The organism is Westiellopsis prolifica IICB1 (assembly GCF_004323185.1).
GTDB classification, from domain to species: Bacteria; Cyanobacteriota; Cyanobacteriia; order Cyanobacteriales; family Nostocaceae; genus Pelatocladus; species Pelatocladus prolificus_A.
In genome coordinates this window covers 2,099,238-2,114,964 of the sequence record NZ_NAPS01000002.1, presented here as the reverse complement: position 1 = coordinate 2,114,964, position 15,727 = coordinate 2,099,238, and the positions used below count along the sequence as shown (strand labels likewise).

Here is a 15,727-nt window from a genome sequence, read left to right as displayed (position 1 = left end):
AAATGCCTTCTTTGTTATCAATTATGAAACTTATCGGACAAAGCCCATCCTAAACTTGTAGGCTGTTCATAAACGCGCTTCAGTGTATTCACATCTCTTGCAGAAATGGGCGGCGGGTTACGAACTTGAGAAAAGTATAATACATCACTTTGCGTTTGACTATGTCCCCATATACCCAAGGCATGTCCTAGTTCATGGCGAGCAGCTGCTAAAAGATATATACCTGTTTGACTCGGACTGAGCAGGATCGTGAAATTGTGGTATAAAATATCTCGTTTTCTATAGACTTCGTAAGTAGTTTGAGCGGAACGCGCACGGGGAATCTTGCTATTGGGTAATTTTTGTAGTGGTGGGTTTTTCCTGATAATCGTAATATCGGCTAATTTTTGATTTTCGACTACTTGTAAAGGTAGATAAACATTCCACTCTTGTACCGCCTGCAAGACATCATTAATCCATGCTTGGGCTTGTTTAGCGTCTATTGCTTGCGGTATTTCTATGTAAACCTTAACGGGAAACTGTGACCAAACTAAATAACCGACTTGCGTCGGTACAACTTGAGAAAAATAGTTACCGCTATTTGTCTGATCTTGCCACTGCGCCAGTGTGGGCGGTAGGGGATGGGGTTGAGGTGTAGAGGGGGAAATGGCAAAAGACTGCACGTTAGTTAAGATCACGAGCAGTCCTGTACTAATAGCTAATCCAGTAAATGCCAGTAAACGCTGCCAAATCAAACTTTGTGAGATGTTGGTGGATTGGGAATTGGGGATTGGGTATAGGGTATAGGGGGTTGGGTATGGGGGATTGGGTATAGGGGATCGGGGGCAAGGGAGAATAATCAGTTAACTGCTCCCTGCTCCCTGCTCCCTGCTTCCTTGTCCTCCTTGTCCTCCGAATCTTCCTATCTCCCTTGTATTGTCAATTAGGGAGCCAACCAGCACTCAAAACCACAGATAATCCAAGGAAAATGACTGTCAAGGCCCATGTAACTTGGTTTAATGTTTTTTCTGCACTTTTAGTGCTGCTAAATAATTGGGCTTGTCCACCAATGGCTCCGATACCATCACCTTTGGGGCTATGTAACAATACTAGGACGGTCAAAGCAACAGCAGAAAAAACCCAGATACCTTGTACAACGTTAGAAATGGTCATAGTGACAATGTGTTTGTGAATTTTGAATTATGAATGATGAACTTATGTTAAGTAGGTCGGCGGAAATAAGCAGAATTATATTACGAAACATAAACATCATTGAAACTTTTACCAATGACAAATGACAAAGAACGAATGACAATCCTCGTCACTAGTTTCAGTGTACTGACGTACTGAAATTCTCATTCATAATTCACTATTATCAACTTTTTACTGCCCCACTGGCACAGGTTTACGAGAAAGTTCTACATCGTACTCTGTGGGTTGTACTAGTGATCGCCCAGTCATTTCTGCTGGTTGAGGCAGCTGTAGAATTTGCAAAATCGTGGGAGCAATGTCCGCTAGTTTACCATCTTCACGCAAGATCACATTACCGCCATGACCAGAAATTTTCGCTTGTTCTCCTTCCAATAGAATCAGAGGAACTGGATTGGTAGTATGAGCTGTCCAGGGATTGCCATTTTCATCTATCATATATTCGGCGTTGCCGTGATCAGCAGTAATTATTGCTGTACCTCCAGCTTTGCTTATGCTTGTCAATAGGCGAGCCAAACAGTGATCTACAGCTTCAATGGCTTCTACTGTAGCTGGGATCTGACCAGTGTGTCCCACCATGTCTGGGTTAGCATAATTAATTACAATTAACGAGTAAATACCCTTTTCAATTGCTGCGACTGCCACATCTGTAACTGCTGCGGCTGACATCTTGGGTGCTTTGTCATAGGTGGCAACCATTGGGCTATTAACCAGTTCCCTGTCTTCTCCTGGGAAAGGTTCTTCTAGTCCACCATTGAAGAAGTAGGTAACGTGGGCATATTTTTCAGTTTCGGCGGTGCGAAACTGCTTAAGATTGTGCTGAGAAATAACTTCTCCGAGAATATTACTCAAATTTTGCGGTTCAAAGGCAACCTTTACTGACAATTCTGGGTCGTATTGTGTAAAGGTAGCAAAGGACAATGGCGTAATTAGCTTTCTTTCAAAACCGTTAAATTCTGGACTGACGAAAGCTTGGGTGAGTTGTCTGGCACGATCTGGACGGAAGTTGAAAAATATGACCCCATCTCCTGGTTCTATAGCTCCAGGGGCTATTCTCACTGGGGCTATAAACTCATCTGTTACACCCTCTGCATAGGAAGCTTGCAAAACTTTCACCGCAGAGTGTCCATTACCAGAACTATCTTGTGTGATCACATTGTAGGCACGTTGAACCCGATCCCAACGGCGATCGCGATCCATGGCATAATAGCGACCACTGAGGGTGACTAGGCGTCCGACTCCAATTCGGTCGATGTAGTCTTGAATCAGTGCGATTGAGTTGACACCGTCTGTGGGGGCGGTATCACGGCCATCTGTAATCGCATGTATGCAAATCTCTGATATTTCCTGACTTTTCGCTAAGTCAAGTAGTCCAAACAGATGACTAATGTGTGAATGTACGCCACCTTCAGAACAAAGCCCGATCATGTGCAATTTAGCATTGCGACTGCGGACTTCTTGACAAATGCTGACAAGTGCTGAGTTTTTGAGGATGGAACCGTCTTCTACCGCATCAGAAATGCGTACCAACTCTTGGGGTACAACCCTACCAGCGCCAATGTTCAAATGACCAACTTCAGAATTGCCCATTTGACCTTCTGGCAAGCCTACGGCTTTTCCTGATGTGTGGATAAGGGTATGCGGATATGCTGCCCACAGGCTGTCCATTACCGGAGTTTGAGCAGCGGCAATAGCATTTCCTTTTGTCTCCTCACAGTAGCCCCATCCGTCTAAAATGACTAGCACCACGGGAGCAACAGGTGCTTTGGTCATAATAAAATCGCCCTTTACTTTTTGTAATACCCGAATGATACCACTGCTAACTACAGTCGCAAGTAGATTTGTGCTTATTAACTTCTTTTATAAGAGATACCCCATTTTTTATATATTTATTAGAATTTTAGTAATTTTTTCTTATTTTTGTGGTAATAACCAACTCTTGAGCATTGAAAACGAAGTTGCTATTCAATCGAGATCGAATATCCCTCTTCTGTCACTTTCCGGAATAAGCAAGTAGTTCAGGAACGAAATTATCCAGAAGCATAATAGGGTTTAAATTGATTCATTGCTGCTATTAAATGATTGAATCCTAGTAACAAATGTGAATTAGGGAAAATACTTAACCAGGGATAAATTAACCAAAATAGTAAAAGTGGTTGGATAATGAGACGCAGATTATTTAAAGCATTCTTCCATCCAGATTCATGGTTCCATTGCGGATGATTAGAAAAATCAACATCACTATTTTCTTGTGCCTCGGTCTCAAGTTTACGAGATTGATTTAAGCTTAAGAAGACTGAAGAATTTAAACTAATCATCGTGTAAACACAAAAAATAATCTCCCACCACCTCTGAATATGTTGGAAATTGGTGAAACGATAATCTGTCCAGCCTAGCTCCTGTTTACACTGTCGAAATCCATATTCTACCCAGGTTCTTAATCCATATAAGTCACCTAAAGTTTTCTTGAGATTACCTTGCAGATTCGTCATCACGAAGGAGGTAGAATTTTCCGGCATGGTTTCTGGGTCAGTAGTTATTTCCCAGTAAGTTATGGCTCTTTTTTTACCATAAATTATTTCTCGTATATATCTAGTCTCTGATTAGGGAATTGCTAAATGTTCTCTCAAACTTACACCACTTATTTGCCCTAACGCTTTGACCTGAAGGTAACCAGACTCCATGATTACTTCTAATTGATACAACGTAACCTAAGCTATATTCAGCTAGTTTTCTAATAAATTGGCTACTTTCACCATATAAACTATCAGCCAGTACTAATTCAATATTGAACCCTAATTCCATTAATTCTGTAATTATCTCTGATGCTAACTCTATTTTCGTTTTATATTTATCTGACTCATGCAAGTGTTCCTTTTGGTTTAAATATTTTGAAGATTAGTGGAAAAGTTATGTTAGCATAAACTCCATAGGCGTTAACTGAAACTATCCCATTATCTACTTTTCCTACGCTTCCTAAATATTGTCTAGCTACATAATCTGTCTTTTTACCTTTTTTCCTGTCTCCTGTTTCATCTATTACTACCGTAATTGCCCGATCATTTAATGCTCTTTTTATTTTCTTTAATCTTCGGCTCTTCAACTTATTTACTGACCAGTCTGAATTGGCTATAAAATGATGTAATGATTGGGCTGAGTTTATACTTACTACTTTCGCTATCTCTGGTAATGATTTTCTTTTGATTGTAGAAATTATTCCTAAATGTAAATATTTAAAACATTCATAATTTCTTACTTCTTTGAACAGGTCTTTGTACTCTGCACAATATTCATCTACGAGCGCAACTGTTGGGTGGGCATCTCTTGCCAAATGTTTCAGGATTTGTAATTCTACATCCATTGCCCTGCTTAGTTTCCAGAGTTTTTTCTTTTAGTCCTTTTATTCAGAATACCCGGAAAGTGACAGAAGAGGGATATAGGACTCATATTTGATTTCTGAAAGCTTTCTCCTAATTTTCTCACTTTTTTACAAATAAAAATACTTTTAACAGTTTGGCTAGGCTCAACTTTAATAGCGAGCGCACACCTATCAATTATTTTCAGTATTAATACTGACTAATCTCACTAGCATCATTAGTATTATTTAAAACATCAATATATTGCATTTTGAAGTGCGGAATGTGGGTCTTATTAACGGTTAACGTTCCGGTTGAGCCGCCGCAGATAACTCTGATTCCTACAAATAACCTCTCGGCGGTCGGCTCCAACGACTTGTTAGCTGGCGTTAACTACCTCGCAATAACTGATCATACTCTGCATGAGTTCCGATCCAGAACCAGACAATATCATCATTTTCTTCTACTGCTAGGGCGCGGTAGTGGATTCCGATTCGCACTGACCAAAAAGAGCCGACTTTTTTGAAGTGTAGTGATGGATACCGAGGATCTTGTTTAAGCAATTCATAGCAGCGATCAGCCAGATCTTGAATCTCATCTGGTAACTGTCGATAGTGATACCAAAAATCAGGAGTTGCACGATATCTCACAGATCAGTACAACGTCCTTCACGCAAATGTTGCAATGCGCGTTGAGCCAAATTATCGAGACGACCTGCTGCAACATCTTCCTCAAACTGCCGATCCCATACTTCTGCATCAAATTCAGCAAACCAGACTCGGAAATCGGCAAGCTCTTCCGCTGATAGTTGACTAATAGCATGTTCGATTTCTTGCAAATTACTCATAAGCTTGAAAGAAATTTACAGATGGCTTACCGTTCTTATGATAACCCTCAGTAGCCAAACTCAGCCAGTGTTGTGTGACATAAATCATGCAATGTAGCAACCTGAAGGTATATTAGATTTTCGATAGCAATCAACCCAATCTACGTTGCCAGGTTAAAAGCTACTTACTTGGTTCAATACTCACTAGTTCCAAGTATAAAATCTAAGTCACTCTTTAAAATACTCTCTTGGCTTACATTTATTTGAAAGGAATAAGGTTTTTCCGGTACATTTTGATTGTCGTACCAAGTTACTTTAACAGGTACAGCCATAGAACCGAAGTATCTAAAGTATCCATCATCTCTTCTAGAAATATGAGCAAGTGGAATCAATATTTCTGTCTTTAATTTATCTTCAAAATCCTTTTCCATAAGATCTTGAATAGATATATTTTTCTCAGCCCAACCGCTTGTGTTGATCTTATAATATGGCTGCTCTAAGACATCTCCTGTGTCACTGTTATTAAAGTTTTTTTTGCTGATTGTTACAACAACATTTCTAGCAGGTGTGCCTCCATAGTTGATTAGTCTAAGGCATACTACCTGACGAAGAAATAAACCCTTTTGACTAGATCCTAACATTAGCTTATTTGCTCCTCTCCAGAAGCGTACAAATGACATCATGTCATTTTGGATTTCTTGATCCGGCCAAATAATCCTTACATTTTTGGCATCAATACGGTTGGCTAAAACTTTGGCATTAAGCACCAAAAACTCTTTTTCAATTCTTGACTTGGATTTTTCTATTTCTTGTGATTTTTGTACAATTTCAAGTTTTTTGAATTTATTATTAAGATCTTTATTAATCACTTCAAGTTCATTAATTTTAGCTAAAATATTTTGCGTTTGTTCTGAAATTATGTGGGTTCGGAGTGAGATAAGTATGCCGAGGGCAGTAGCCACAATCCCTAGAAGAACTGATGCCTTGCCCAAAAGGTCTTTTTTATCAGTTTCATAGTCGTTATTCTGACTCACTAAAGTTACTCCTTAAATTCAGAAAGGTTATGATTCAGTCCGCTTGACTAATAACCTATTATGAGTGGACGATCGCTTCACTCCTGAACAATAACCATAGTTCTTTCTGGTATCAGTAAGAGTTTGTGCGATCGCTTCTCAAACTACACAAGTTGGTTAATAAACAAGACACTGATTTCCTTTCTACTTCTTCTTTCCACCAGCCTTAGCAGCTTTGGCTGCTTTTTTAGCTGCTTTTTCCGCAGCGATCGCAGCTAATCTGGCTTGTTCTTTTTCTTCAGCAATTTTCTCTAGGTAGTAATGATAGTCTCCTAAATAAACTCGGAATTCCCCATCGCGAATTTCTACAATTTTATTGGCTACCTGAGAAATAAAATATCGGTCGTGGGAAACAATAATCGCTGTGCCATCGTAGTTTTGTAATGCTTCTTCTAGCATTTCTTTGGCTGGAATATCTAAGTGGTTAGTTGGCTCATCTAATATTAATAAATTGGCTGGACATAATAGCATTTTTGCTAATGCTAAACGTGCTTTTTCTCCACCACTTAAAGCCGCAACTTTTTTGAAGACTGTATCACCACTAAATAAAAAGCGTCCTAGCAGTGTCCGAACGTCTTCGTTTTTCCAGTCAGGTACTTCGTCATGAATAGTTTCCATGACTGTTTTTTCTAAGTCTAAAGCTTCTGCCTGATTTTGTTCAAAATATCCTGGAATCACATTATGTTCACCTAATTTCACAACGCCTTCTGTGGGTTGTTCCATATCCATAATTAGGCGTAGTAAAGTTGATTTACCCGCACCGTTGGGAGCAACAAAGGCAATGCGATCGCCTCTCTCAATCAGGAGATTTGCTCCTAAAAACAAGATTTTGTCATCGTAGATATGAGTTAAATTTTTAATTTCTACTACTTCTCTGCCACTGCGGGGTGCAGGAGGAAAATGAAATTGTAGTGTTTTAACTCCAGCTATTGGGGCTTCGATACGCTCAATTTTTTCTAGTTGTTTTTCCCGGCTTTTGGCTTGGGTGCTACGGGTAGCGCTAGCACGAAATTTATCAACAAAAGCTTGTTGTTTTTCTAATTCTTTTTGCTGACGTTCGTAAGCATTAATTTGTGCTGTTTGGCTTTCAGCTTTTTGTTGTAAAAACGTTGAGTAATTACCAAGGTAAGTAGTGGAAACACCACGTTCTGTTTCTACAATTTGAGTGCAGAGACGATCTAGAAATTCCCGGTCATGGGAAACTATGACCATGGGCGTATTTAAGCCTTTGAGGTAATTTTCTAGCCACTCAATTGTTTCTAAATCTAGGTGGTTTGTTGGCTCGTCTAGTAACAATAAATCAGGCTCTTGCAGAAGGATTTTACCCAAACTGATCCGCATTTGCCAACCGCCACTAAAGGCGCTGACGAGGCGATCGCCATCTTCTGGTTCAAAGCCCATTTCTGGTAATATCTTGCCGATGCGTGCTTCTAAGCCATAACCATCGAGGGCTTCAAATTTTCGTTGTAGCTTATCCAACTTATTAATTAGTTTATCCAGTTCTTCTGGGGAGGCGCTCTCCATCTGGTGCTGCACTTCCAGCAAAGATAACTGTACCTGATTTGCTTCCTTGAAGACTGTCCACAATTCTTCTCTGATGGTACGGCTGGGGTCTACATCAAATTCTTGATTGAGGTAGGCTATGTGTAAACTAGCAGGACGAATCACTTCGCCAGAGGTTGGCTCAATCTTACCAGTGATAATTTTGAGTTGGGTAGATTTACCTGCGCCGTTAACACCGACTAAACCAACGCGATCGCCTATCTTAACTTCCCAATTGATATCCTTGAGAACTTCGCCCGTCGGATAAATTTTACTAATATGTTCTAGTCGCAGCATTGAGTGTCTCCAAGGTAGGCAACAAGCCGGGAAGGCTAACTCACATCGAGTCCAATCTTAACAAAATTTAACTACAAATTCGACGCGAGAAATTCCTTGAAGACAAATAAAAATATTTGGCAGCCTTGCTGGTTGATTTTAGGTTTCCTCTTGGCGCGACTCGACTTACTCTGAGGAGTTTCCCCACCAAAGCAGAGGTCGATGTCTCCAGAGGCGTTAGACACCCTACAAACAAATTCGCCGATTAATCAATTCAAAATTGTTTGTTAAGTTTTGAATTTTGAATTATTTCGGTCTCAAGGTCTATGGATTGGGAAGCTTGACGAAATGACGCGATCGACTGGAGGCGATTGGAGGTAGAATCCCAGAGAATAAATTTGAAACAATCAGGAATATCTGCCATTCGCAGCGTTTTTACACGAGTAAGCAGGTGAATGTTTTTTTTGTGGCAAGCTTCGAGGTGGTAATTGGGGATTTTTTCAGAAAGATGATGGATGTTATGGTAGCCGATATCAGCGGAAAACCACTTTAAAACTGTGGGTAACTCTAGATAACTACTGCCCTCAATCGCTCCCAGCAGATAGTCCCAGCCTTCGGTTTTGTGGGCGTAAGAGCCATCAAAGTTGTGCTGCACAAAGAAGACACAGATGAAGATTGCCGCAGAACAAGTTAGCGTGATTGAGTAAACGCTCAGGAAGAAACCAAATCCGAGTAAATAGCCCAGAAAAATCCAGCTGCTGACTACGCAAATGTTGTTGAACAGCAAATCCCAAAACTCAGCCGCCGTGTACCAATTCCTAGACTTATGGCAGGAGATGATTTTCCCTAAACTCATACCCGGATCTTGCTTCAAGCAAGTCAGTAGATGAGTGATAAAGCCATAGGTTCCTGCAATCAGGGCGAGTCTTGGTTTAATCGCAAGGTAGAAAAAACCTCCCGGAAAGATCATCAATGGGTGCCTCAGTAGTTCATAACGCCTTTGGGCAGATGGAGTGAGTTTTGCAAACTCCTCAGTAGAGATTAATGCAGAAGGACCGCGATAGCGTTCCCAATCACCATTGGTTTTGTGGTGATAAGCATGTCCTCTTGACCACGGATATTGGGGGATCGCGTTGATCACACCCAGAATAAAACCGATAATCCGATTAACCCTTTTTGAACGAAAGAGTGAATAGTGTCCGCAATCATGCATTAAAGAAAAACAACGCGCTGAAAACAGCGTCATCAAAACTATAATCGGCGGAAGCAACCAAAAAGAAATAGAAGCTGCTTTCACTGCTAAAAACCACAACAGAACATAAGGAACAACCGTATTAAGGATTTGATAAGTTGCCCGCAAGTCGTTACTCTTCATGTAAGGAGCCAGAACAAAATCCGACTTTTTAACTGTGGTTTCCATTCAATAAAACTTTCTCCTAGATGACTATCTGGGGTGGGGCTATTTCACTGTACTTCTAAAATGCACATTTTATATGCCTACACCCTTAAACCCTGCACGAAGCGCATTGACCTTTTATACCTGCTGGAGTCGATCGTAGGATTTTAGTAGGGAAGCTCTAGGCAAATAAGAGCGATTATTGAGTATGCCACTAATTAAAATCAGTGGGTGACGAGGGATTTGAACCCGCAACCAATGGATTAAGAGTCCACTGCTCTACCGTTGAGCTAGTCACCCAAATTACTAATTTATAATTATAACAAACTTTACTTGTTGCTAGCAAGAAAAATTCACCACTGCGATCGCAGCAGATTTAAACAGATTGCGTCCCCTCATACATCAATATTCACCGAGACAATAGAGATTGGGGATTCGGAAGGGGGACATATCAATTCAAAATTAAGAATTTTTGACTTGTTGCCCAATGACCATTGACCATTGACCTAAATTTGCAAAGTCAATCAAAATCTTAATAAATAACAAAATCGGAATACATTTGCTCGTAGAAGTACTAGGGTGGGAAGGCGTAGTGAACTCAAATTTGAAGGAGAAGAAAATGGGACAAGCCAAACTAGGTGATACTGTGAAAGTTCACTATACAGGTAAGCTAGATGATGGCACAGTATTCGATTCTTCTGCTGAACGAGATCCATTGCAGTTTTCTATTGGTGAAGGGTTAGTGATTCCCGGCTTTGAACAGGCTGTAGTTGGTATGACTCCAGGAGAATCCAAGAGGACAAATATTCCAGCAGATGAAGCATATGGCCCTTACCGTCCAGAATTGGTGATGGTAGTAGAGAAAGAACGCATTCCTACAGATGTATCTGTAGAGGTGGGTCAAATGCTACAAATTTCTCAGAGTAATGGTCAAGCAATTCCAGTTGTGGTTACAGAAGTTTCAGACTCGCAAATCACTCTCGATGCTAACCATCCCTTAGCAGGACAAGAACTGATATTTGATATTCAGTTAGTCCAAATTGGCTAATGAAAAGCGATCACTTGCCAAACTCGTTCGGGTAGCATTGGTAATTGACGTAACCTGACACCTGTAGCATGAGCAACAGCATTAGCGATCGCTGCTGCTGTACAATTGGTAGTAATTTCTCCCACGCCCTTTGCACCAAAAGGCCCGTAGGGATCGGCTTTTTCAATCAGAAATATTTCCATCGGTGGCACATCAGCAGCTGTGGGAATGCGATAATCTCGTAGCGTTGGATTCACAATTCTACCTTTTTCATCAAACAGCAATTCTTCCATCAACGCATAACCGATTCCCATCGCAATCCCACCTGTCGCTTGGCCCTCACAAATCCTGGGATTAATGGCTTTACCCAAATCAATCGCCTGTACACACCTCAAAACCTCAATTTTCCCCGTCTCCATATCAACTTCCACTTCTACACCCTGCACAGCAAAAGTTAAAGTTGATTCATCCGCCGCATAAGCTACATCAACACTCATATTTTCTTCGTTTTCCTGGTGTGTTTGTAGTTTGTTCTTTAACTTCTCGGCCGCTAACTTGACAGCTTGTCCAGAAATATACAATGTCGCCGATGCATAAGAACCCGCATCAAAAGGCGTTTCTTTTGTATCTCCAGAAATAAGATTAATTTCACTTATATCTACATCCAAAACTTCCGCCGCAATTTGGCGCAGCGTCGTATCGGAACCAGTTCCCACATCCACAGCACCAGTTCTTAACTCATACTTTCCATCAGCTAAAAGCGATAACTTGACACTAGCAAGGTGGATTTTGGATAAACCACTACCTTGCATTGAAACAGCAAATCCCACCCCACGCCGCCGAGAATCATTTATGATTGGTGGTGTACCAGAAAGATAGCCAAGAGACTGCACAACTTTGGCAAAACATTCATCCACACCATAGCTACCAATTAAATTAAAATGGTCTGCTGATGACCGACCTAAATTGATCACATCACCTGGACGAATAATATTTTTGTGTCGTAATTCTACAGGATCAATGTTGAGTTGATGGGCGATTTCATCAACTTGAGTTTCCATTGCAAAAGTGCCTTGAGTTGCGCCATAACCACGAAATGCACCCGCTGGCATGGTATTTGTATAAACAGCAAATCCTCTAAATCTTTTATTTGGACAACGATACAAACTCAAAGGAATATAACCTGCTAAAAATACCACTGTTTGTCCATGATTGCCATAAGCACCAGTGTTGGCAATTACTTCCATATCTTGCGCTACAAATGTTCCATCTTTTTTAACTCCGCTTTTCAGGCGAATTTTCATTGCATGGCGACTATTTGTAGCAGTAAATTCTTCTTTTCTGGTAAATTCCCATTGTACAGGTTTGCCCGTCATCAGAGTACCAAAAACACACAAATCTTCAGATAAAATCTCTTGTTTATTACCAAATCCACCACCAATTTGAGCTTTATAAACACGGATTTTATCTTGAGGAATATTGAAAATTTGAGCAAGTAAACGTTGGCAATGAAACGGTACTTGAGTACTAGAACGAACAACTAATGTTCCATCTGTTTCTAACCAAGAAATCGTGACGTGGGGTTCTAAATGCACATGTTGTAAAGCAGGCAAATCATAGGTATTTTCTAATATAAAATCTGCTTCGGCAAAACCTTTTTCTAGTTCACCAGATTCGAGAAATATTTGTCCAGCAATGTTACGATCGCGATCAGGAATTTGTAAGGATTCTGGTTCATCATGAATGACAACACCATCATTCATGGCTGAAATCGGGTCGATGACGTGGGGTAAAACTTCGTAATCGACTTCGATCAAATCACAAGCTCTCTCAGCAATAACTACTGACTCAGCAATCACAACAGCAACGCGATCGCCTACAAATCGCACTTTCTGATCTAACAAATAATGATCTAGAGGATCGGGGACTGGTTCGGCGTGTCCAGCAGTGGTGTAAGGTATTCTGGGAACATCTGCATAGGTGAAGACAGCAACAACACCCTTGAGTGCTTTAGCTGTGTCGGTATGAATCTTGCGGATGCGCGCGTGCGGATGAGGCGATCGCACTACTTTCAAGTGGAGTAAACCAGGTGGTACAAAATCTGCTGTGTAGGATGCTTTTCCGGTGACAATTGCTGTACCGTCTTGTTTAGGAATGTTCTTTCCTATTAAACTCGGTGAATCTACAACCACATGACATTTGTGTGTGTCTGTATTGATCTGTGATCGAGATTGATTAATACTTTCAACAATCGCCTGATACCCTGTACAACGACAAAGATTACCTTTCAACGCCAAACGTAATTCTTCTGGCGATGCAAAATCTGGTAACTTGGCTGCACTCATAATCATACCTGGAGTACAGAAACCACATTGAAACCCTTGTTTGTGCAAAAATGCTTGTTGTATTGGTGCGAATTCGCCATTTATTGATAAACCTTCAATGGTGGTGACTGATTGATTGGCTATTCGTATTGCTGGGTAAATGCAACTATGAATTGGTGTATCATTTACCCAAACTGTGCAAGCACCACAATCACCACTATCACAAACTCGATGAACACCAAACCAACCAAGTTGTCTGAGTAGAGTTAAAAGAGTCGTTCCGGGATGAGAAGTTACTGTAAAAGTTTGGTTGTTAATTTGGAATTTTAATGGTTGGTGCATGTTAATTGCTGGAGCGATCGCTTGATTAAAATTTGTGTGATTTCCCGACGATAGATTGCACCTGCTTTGGAGTTATCAATAAAGTTGATATTTTGTAGAGAAGGCAATTTATCTAAGTTTAGATCATCATCAAATTCGACGCGCCGCGGTGCTGAAATACTTGCACCAATTACACAGCTTAATTGAGAATTATCAGGATTACAAGCACTCACGACTATTGCTAAAGCTGGATCTGTTGCTGCAATTCCAAAACGCTGATAATTAACTCGCCATTTTAAATTTTCCACAGGAATCAAAACCCGTCTTAAGACTTCTGATGGTTGTAAAATTGTCTGACGAGAACCAATTTGAAAATCTGCTGCGGCGATTAGACGCGATTGTCCTCGTAAATTCAAAATTTCATATTTTGCATCTAAGGCGATCATAATTGGCGCGAGGGTTCCCACGGATAATGCTAGGCATAAATTACCTCCCACTGTCGCCACATTAATCACTTTTAATGATGCAGCAAGGACAGAAACTGCACTTTTTAATCCTTCAATAGCAATCCATTCTAATTGCCAAGGATACTGTAATAATTTTATGAGTGGACAAGTCGCACCAATCACTAAATAATCTTTTTCTACTATAATTTCTGACCAATCCAAAGATTGCATATCTACCAAAACACGCAAATGTGGTTGTGGTTCAGAAAATAACCATGTTCCTCCAGCTAACCAAGCCCAATTTTGATTCCAATTATCGATAGCTTGGACATCATGAGGACATAAATAAGTTTCAATATTTGGCAAATCCATTGTTGATTAATTTTTCACGCAGAGTCATCTGATTTTGGATTTTGGATTGCGCTTGAAAAATCATACATCTAATTGAATTTTATAACCCAATCTTTGCGGTAGAGAAATTTTATAAACATCACCTTGATTCATTTCACCTGGTTCTTGCATTTGACTCAATGCTGTGACAACTTCATCAGAATTTGCAGTTAGAATTACAACTGATTGATCACAGGCGATAGGAAAATCATGCCAAGTACCTAAGTGTAGTAAAAGTGCATGTCCAGGAGGAAATTTTAGGGCTTTAGCTTCAGTTAAATCTGGTAAATTTTTGCCTTGTTCATGATTAGGTGGCGCCATCACCATAATAAATGGTGATTGTCCTAAACCAATAAATAATTGAGTCATGTGCATGTGGCGTTCTAGCCAGAGAATCGAAGGATAACCTGGCATAATTTTTGCAGTTCTAAAAGTTGCTGTTCCCCGATAGGTAAAGTCAATATTTTCACCTTCTATAACTCTACCTTGATAAAAAGGAATTCCTAAACCTGGTTTACTGACATCATCGCCTAAAAGATATCCATAAGGTTTGATGTTATCAGGATTAGCATCAATTACAGGAATTTTTAAAACTTGTGTATATGAAGCTGTCATAAGTATTTTTGCTAGATATAATTTGATTATTTAATAACTAACTACTAACAGAATTTCCATTGATAAACTCATAAATTTCTTCACCTGTAGTCAACCAAGTATCAGGTTGATTTTTGATATGTAGTAAACACTGCTTTAAATATTTTAATCTTAATGGTTGACCAACAATAAATGGATGTAAGCCAATAGTCATGATTCGTCCTTGTGTTTTTCCTTCTTGCCAAAGCTGATCAAATTGATCTTCTATAGCTTGGGCGAATTCTGCACCAGAAAAACGGTTACTCAAACATAAAGTAATATCATTTGCTTCGATGGTGTAAGGAATAGCTAGCAAGCGACCGTTTGCCAATGGATACCAATAGGGTTGGTCATCATTTACCCAGTCGGCTGTGTAAACAATTCCGGCTGAATACAATAATTCCAAAGTTGATTCTGTGATGGAAAAACCTGGTGTTAACCATCCTTTTGGACTTTGACCTGTGTTTTGTTCTAGTAAACTTAATGTTGTATCAATTATCTCGATTTCTGTGTCTCTATCCATCCCACTATGACCAGTGGAATTATTAATACCATGTGCCATGATTTCCCAGCCATATTGTTGAATGGCTGCGATAATTTCGGGATAAAATTTACAAATTTCACCGTTAACTGCCGCAGTTACAGGTATTTCTAACTCAGCGAATAAATCAAATAAACGCCAAATACCGACACGATTACCATAGTCTCGCCAACCATAGTTAGCAATTTCTGGATAACTATTTAAATGAGGTTGAATTGCTGTTCCTAGTTTCCCAAAGGTGAAATGTTCCACATTCATGACTACCCATACAGCAACTCTGGCATGATTAGGTAATGTTAAAACTGGACGCTGTGTAATTGGTTGAAATGATGGAGGCTGCATAAGAATGAGGAATTATTATTTTTACATAAAAAGGATATTTATATTA

Annotated in this window: 13 protein-coding genes, 1 tRNA gene and 1 pseudogene; 1 reads left to right on the top strand and 14 read right to left on the bottom strand. The window is 40.0% G+C overall.

What is annotated here, in order from left to right:
• Positions 1 to 17: 17 nt before the first annotated feature.
• From B4U84_RS23425 to B4U84_RS23380, 10 genes and pseudogenes are all read right to left on the bottom strand, one after another.
• Positions 18 to 812, bottom strand: a complete 795-nt coding sequence (locus B4U84_RS23425) for a matrixin family metalloprotease (protein ID WP_131120730.1) — start codon at positions 810 to 812, stop codon at positions 18 to 20.
• 106 nt (positions 813 to 918) lie between these two features.
• Positions 919 to 1,152: a preprotein translocase subunit SecG gene (gene secG / locus B4U84_RS23420; protein WP_017311576.1), complete on the bottom strand. Its 234-nt coding sequence runs from the start codon at positions 1,150 to 1,152 to the stop codon at positions 919 to 921.
• A 210-nt stretch (positions 1,153 to 1,362) separates the two neighbouring features.
• A complete protein-coding gene (gene gpmI, locus B4U84_RS23415) occupies positions 1,363 to 2,961 on the bottom strand; it encodes a 2,3-bisphosphoglycerate-independent phosphoglycerate mutase (protein ID WP_131120729.1) in 1,599 nt (532 codons plus the stop codon).
• Positions 2,962 to 3,218: 257 nt separating this feature from the next.
• Positions 3,219 to 4,549: pseudogene (locus tag B4U84_RS23410) on the bottom strand (IS701 family transposase).
• A gap of 384 nt (positions 4,550 to 4,933) precedes the next feature.
• Positions 4,934 to 5,194: a ParE family toxin-like protein gene (locus B4U84_RS23405; protein ID WP_131120728.1), complete on the bottom strand. Its 261-nt coding sequence runs from the start codon at positions 5,192 to 5,194 to the stop codon at positions 4,934 to 4,936.
• A complete protein-coding gene (locus B4U84_RS23400; protein WP_017311571.1) occupies positions 5,191 to 5,391 on the bottom strand; it encodes a hypothetical protein in 201 nt (66 codons plus the stop codon). The genes B4U84_RS23405 and B4U84_RS23400 overlap by 4 nt, the downstream gene beginning before the upstream one ends.
• A gap of 173 nt (positions 5,392 to 5,564) precedes the next feature.
• Positions 5,565 to 6,404 (bottom strand): hypothetical protein, encoded by an 840-nt coding sequence (locus B4U84_RS23395; RefSeq protein ID WP_131120727.1) that lies wholly within the window; start codon positions 6,402 to 6,404, stop codon positions 5,565 to 5,567.
• Positions 6,405 to 6,587: 183 nt separating this feature from the next.
• On the bottom strand, positions 6,588 to 8,282 hold the full coding sequence (locus B4U84_RS23390; RefSeq protein WP_131120726.1) for an ABC-F family ATP-binding cassette domain-containing protein: 1,695 nt from the start codon (positions 8,280 to 8,282) through the stop codon (positions 6,588 to 6,590).
• A gap of 253 nt (positions 8,283 to 8,535) precedes the next feature.
• Positions 8,536 to 9,681 (bottom strand): fatty acid desaturase, encoded by a 1,146-nt coding sequence (locus B4U84_RS23385; RefSeq protein WP_017311569.1) that lies wholly within the window; start codon positions 9,679 to 9,681, stop codon positions 8,536 to 8,538.
• 204 nt (positions 9,682 to 9,885) lie between these two features.
• A tRNA-Lys gene (locus tag B4U84_RS23380) sits at positions 9,886 to 9,957 on the bottom strand.
• A 319-nt stretch (positions 9,958 to 10,276) separates the two neighbouring features.
• On the opposite strand from B4U84_RS23380, the gene B4U84_RS23375 reads away from it, so the two are divergent.
• Positions 10,277 to 10,705 carry an FKBP-type peptidyl-prolyl cis-trans isomerase gene (locus B4U84_RS23375; RefSeq protein ID WP_016861970.1) on the top strand — a complete coding sequence of 143 codons (429 nt, stop codon included), beginning with the start codon at positions 10,277 to 10,279 and terminating at the stop codon, positions 10,703 to 10,705.
• Here the strand turns inward: B4U84_RS23375 and B4U84_RS23370 are convergent.
• Genes B4U84_RS23370 through B4U84_RS23355 form a run of 4 tightly spaced genes read right to left on the bottom strand, consistent with a single transcriptional unit; the run spans position 10,702 to position 15,681 of the window.
• On the bottom strand, positions 10,702 to 13,350 hold the full coding sequence (locus tag B4U84_RS23370; RefSeq protein WP_131120725.1) for a molybdopterin-dependent oxidoreductase: 2,649 nt from the start codon (positions 13,348 to 13,350) through the stop codon (positions 10,702 to 10,704). The two genes, B4U84_RS23375 and B4U84_RS23370, sit on opposite strands and share 4 nt — an antisense overlap.
• A complete protein-coding gene (locus B4U84_RS23365) occupies positions 13,335 to 14,147 on the bottom strand; it encodes an FAD binding domain-containing protein (protein ID WP_131120724.1) in 813 nt (270 codons plus the stop codon). Before B4U84_RS23365 ends, B4U84_RS23370 begins: the two co-directional genes overlap by 16 nt.
• Positions 14,148 to 14,207: 60 nt before the next feature.
• Positions 14,208 to 14,780, bottom strand: a complete 573-nt coding sequence (locus tag B4U84_RS23360) for an ureidoglycolate lyase (RefSeq protein WP_131120723.1) — start codon at positions 14,778 to 14,780, stop codon at positions 14,208 to 14,210.
• A gap of 37 nt (positions 14,781 to 14,817) precedes the next feature.
• Positions 14,818 to 15,681, bottom strand: a complete 864-nt coding sequence (locus tag B4U84_RS23355; protein ID WP_131120722.1) for a polysaccharide deacetylase family protein — start codon at positions 15,679 to 15,681, stop codon at positions 14,818 to 14,820.
• Positions 15,682 to 15,727: the final 46 nt, after the last annotated feature.

What these genes read in the sequence shown, in the direction of transcription:
- B4U84_RS23370 (WP_131120725.1), bottom strand. Translation starts at nt 13,350, where the DNA reads ATGCACCAACCATTAAAATTCCAAATTAACAACCAAACTTTTACAGTA.
- B4U84_RS23360 (WP_131120723.1), bottom strand. Translation starts at nt 14,780, where the DNA reads ATGACAGCTTCATATACACAAGTTTTAAAAATTCCTGTAATTGATGCT.
- B4U84_RS23400 (WP_017311571.1), bottom strand. Translation starts at nt 5,391, where the DNA reads ATGAGTAATTTGCAAGAAATCGAACATGCTATTAGTCAACTATCAGCG.
- B4U84_RS23355 (WP_131120722.1), bottom strand. Translation starts at nt 15,681, where the DNA reads ATGCAGCCTCCATCATTTCAACCAATTACACAGCGTCCAGTTTTAACA.
- B4U84_RS23390 (WP_131120726.1), bottom strand. Translation starts at nt 8,282, where the DNA reads ATGCTGCGACTAGAACATATTAGTAAAATTTATCCGACGGGCGAAGTT.
- secG (WP_017311576.1), bottom strand. Translation starts at nt 1,152, where the DNA reads ATGACCATTTCTAACGTTGTACAAGGTATCTGGGTTTTTTCTGCTGTT.
- gpmI (WP_131120729.1), bottom strand. Translation starts at nt 2,961, where the DNA reads ATGACCAAAGCACCTGTTGCTCCCGTGGTGCTAGTCATTTTAGACGGA.
- B4U84_RS23375 (WP_016861970.1), top strand. Translation starts at nt 10,277, where the DNA reads ATGGGACAAGCCAAACTAGGTGATACTGTGAAAGTTCACTATACAGGT.
- B4U84_RS23365 (WP_131120724.1), bottom strand. Translation starts at nt 14,147, where the DNA reads ATGGATTTGCCAAATATTGAAACTTATTTATGTCCTCATGATGTCCAA.
- B4U84_RS23385 (WP_017311569.1), bottom strand. Translation starts at nt 9,681, where the DNA reads ATGGAAACCACAGTTAAAAAGTCGGATTTTGTTCTGGCTCCTTACATG.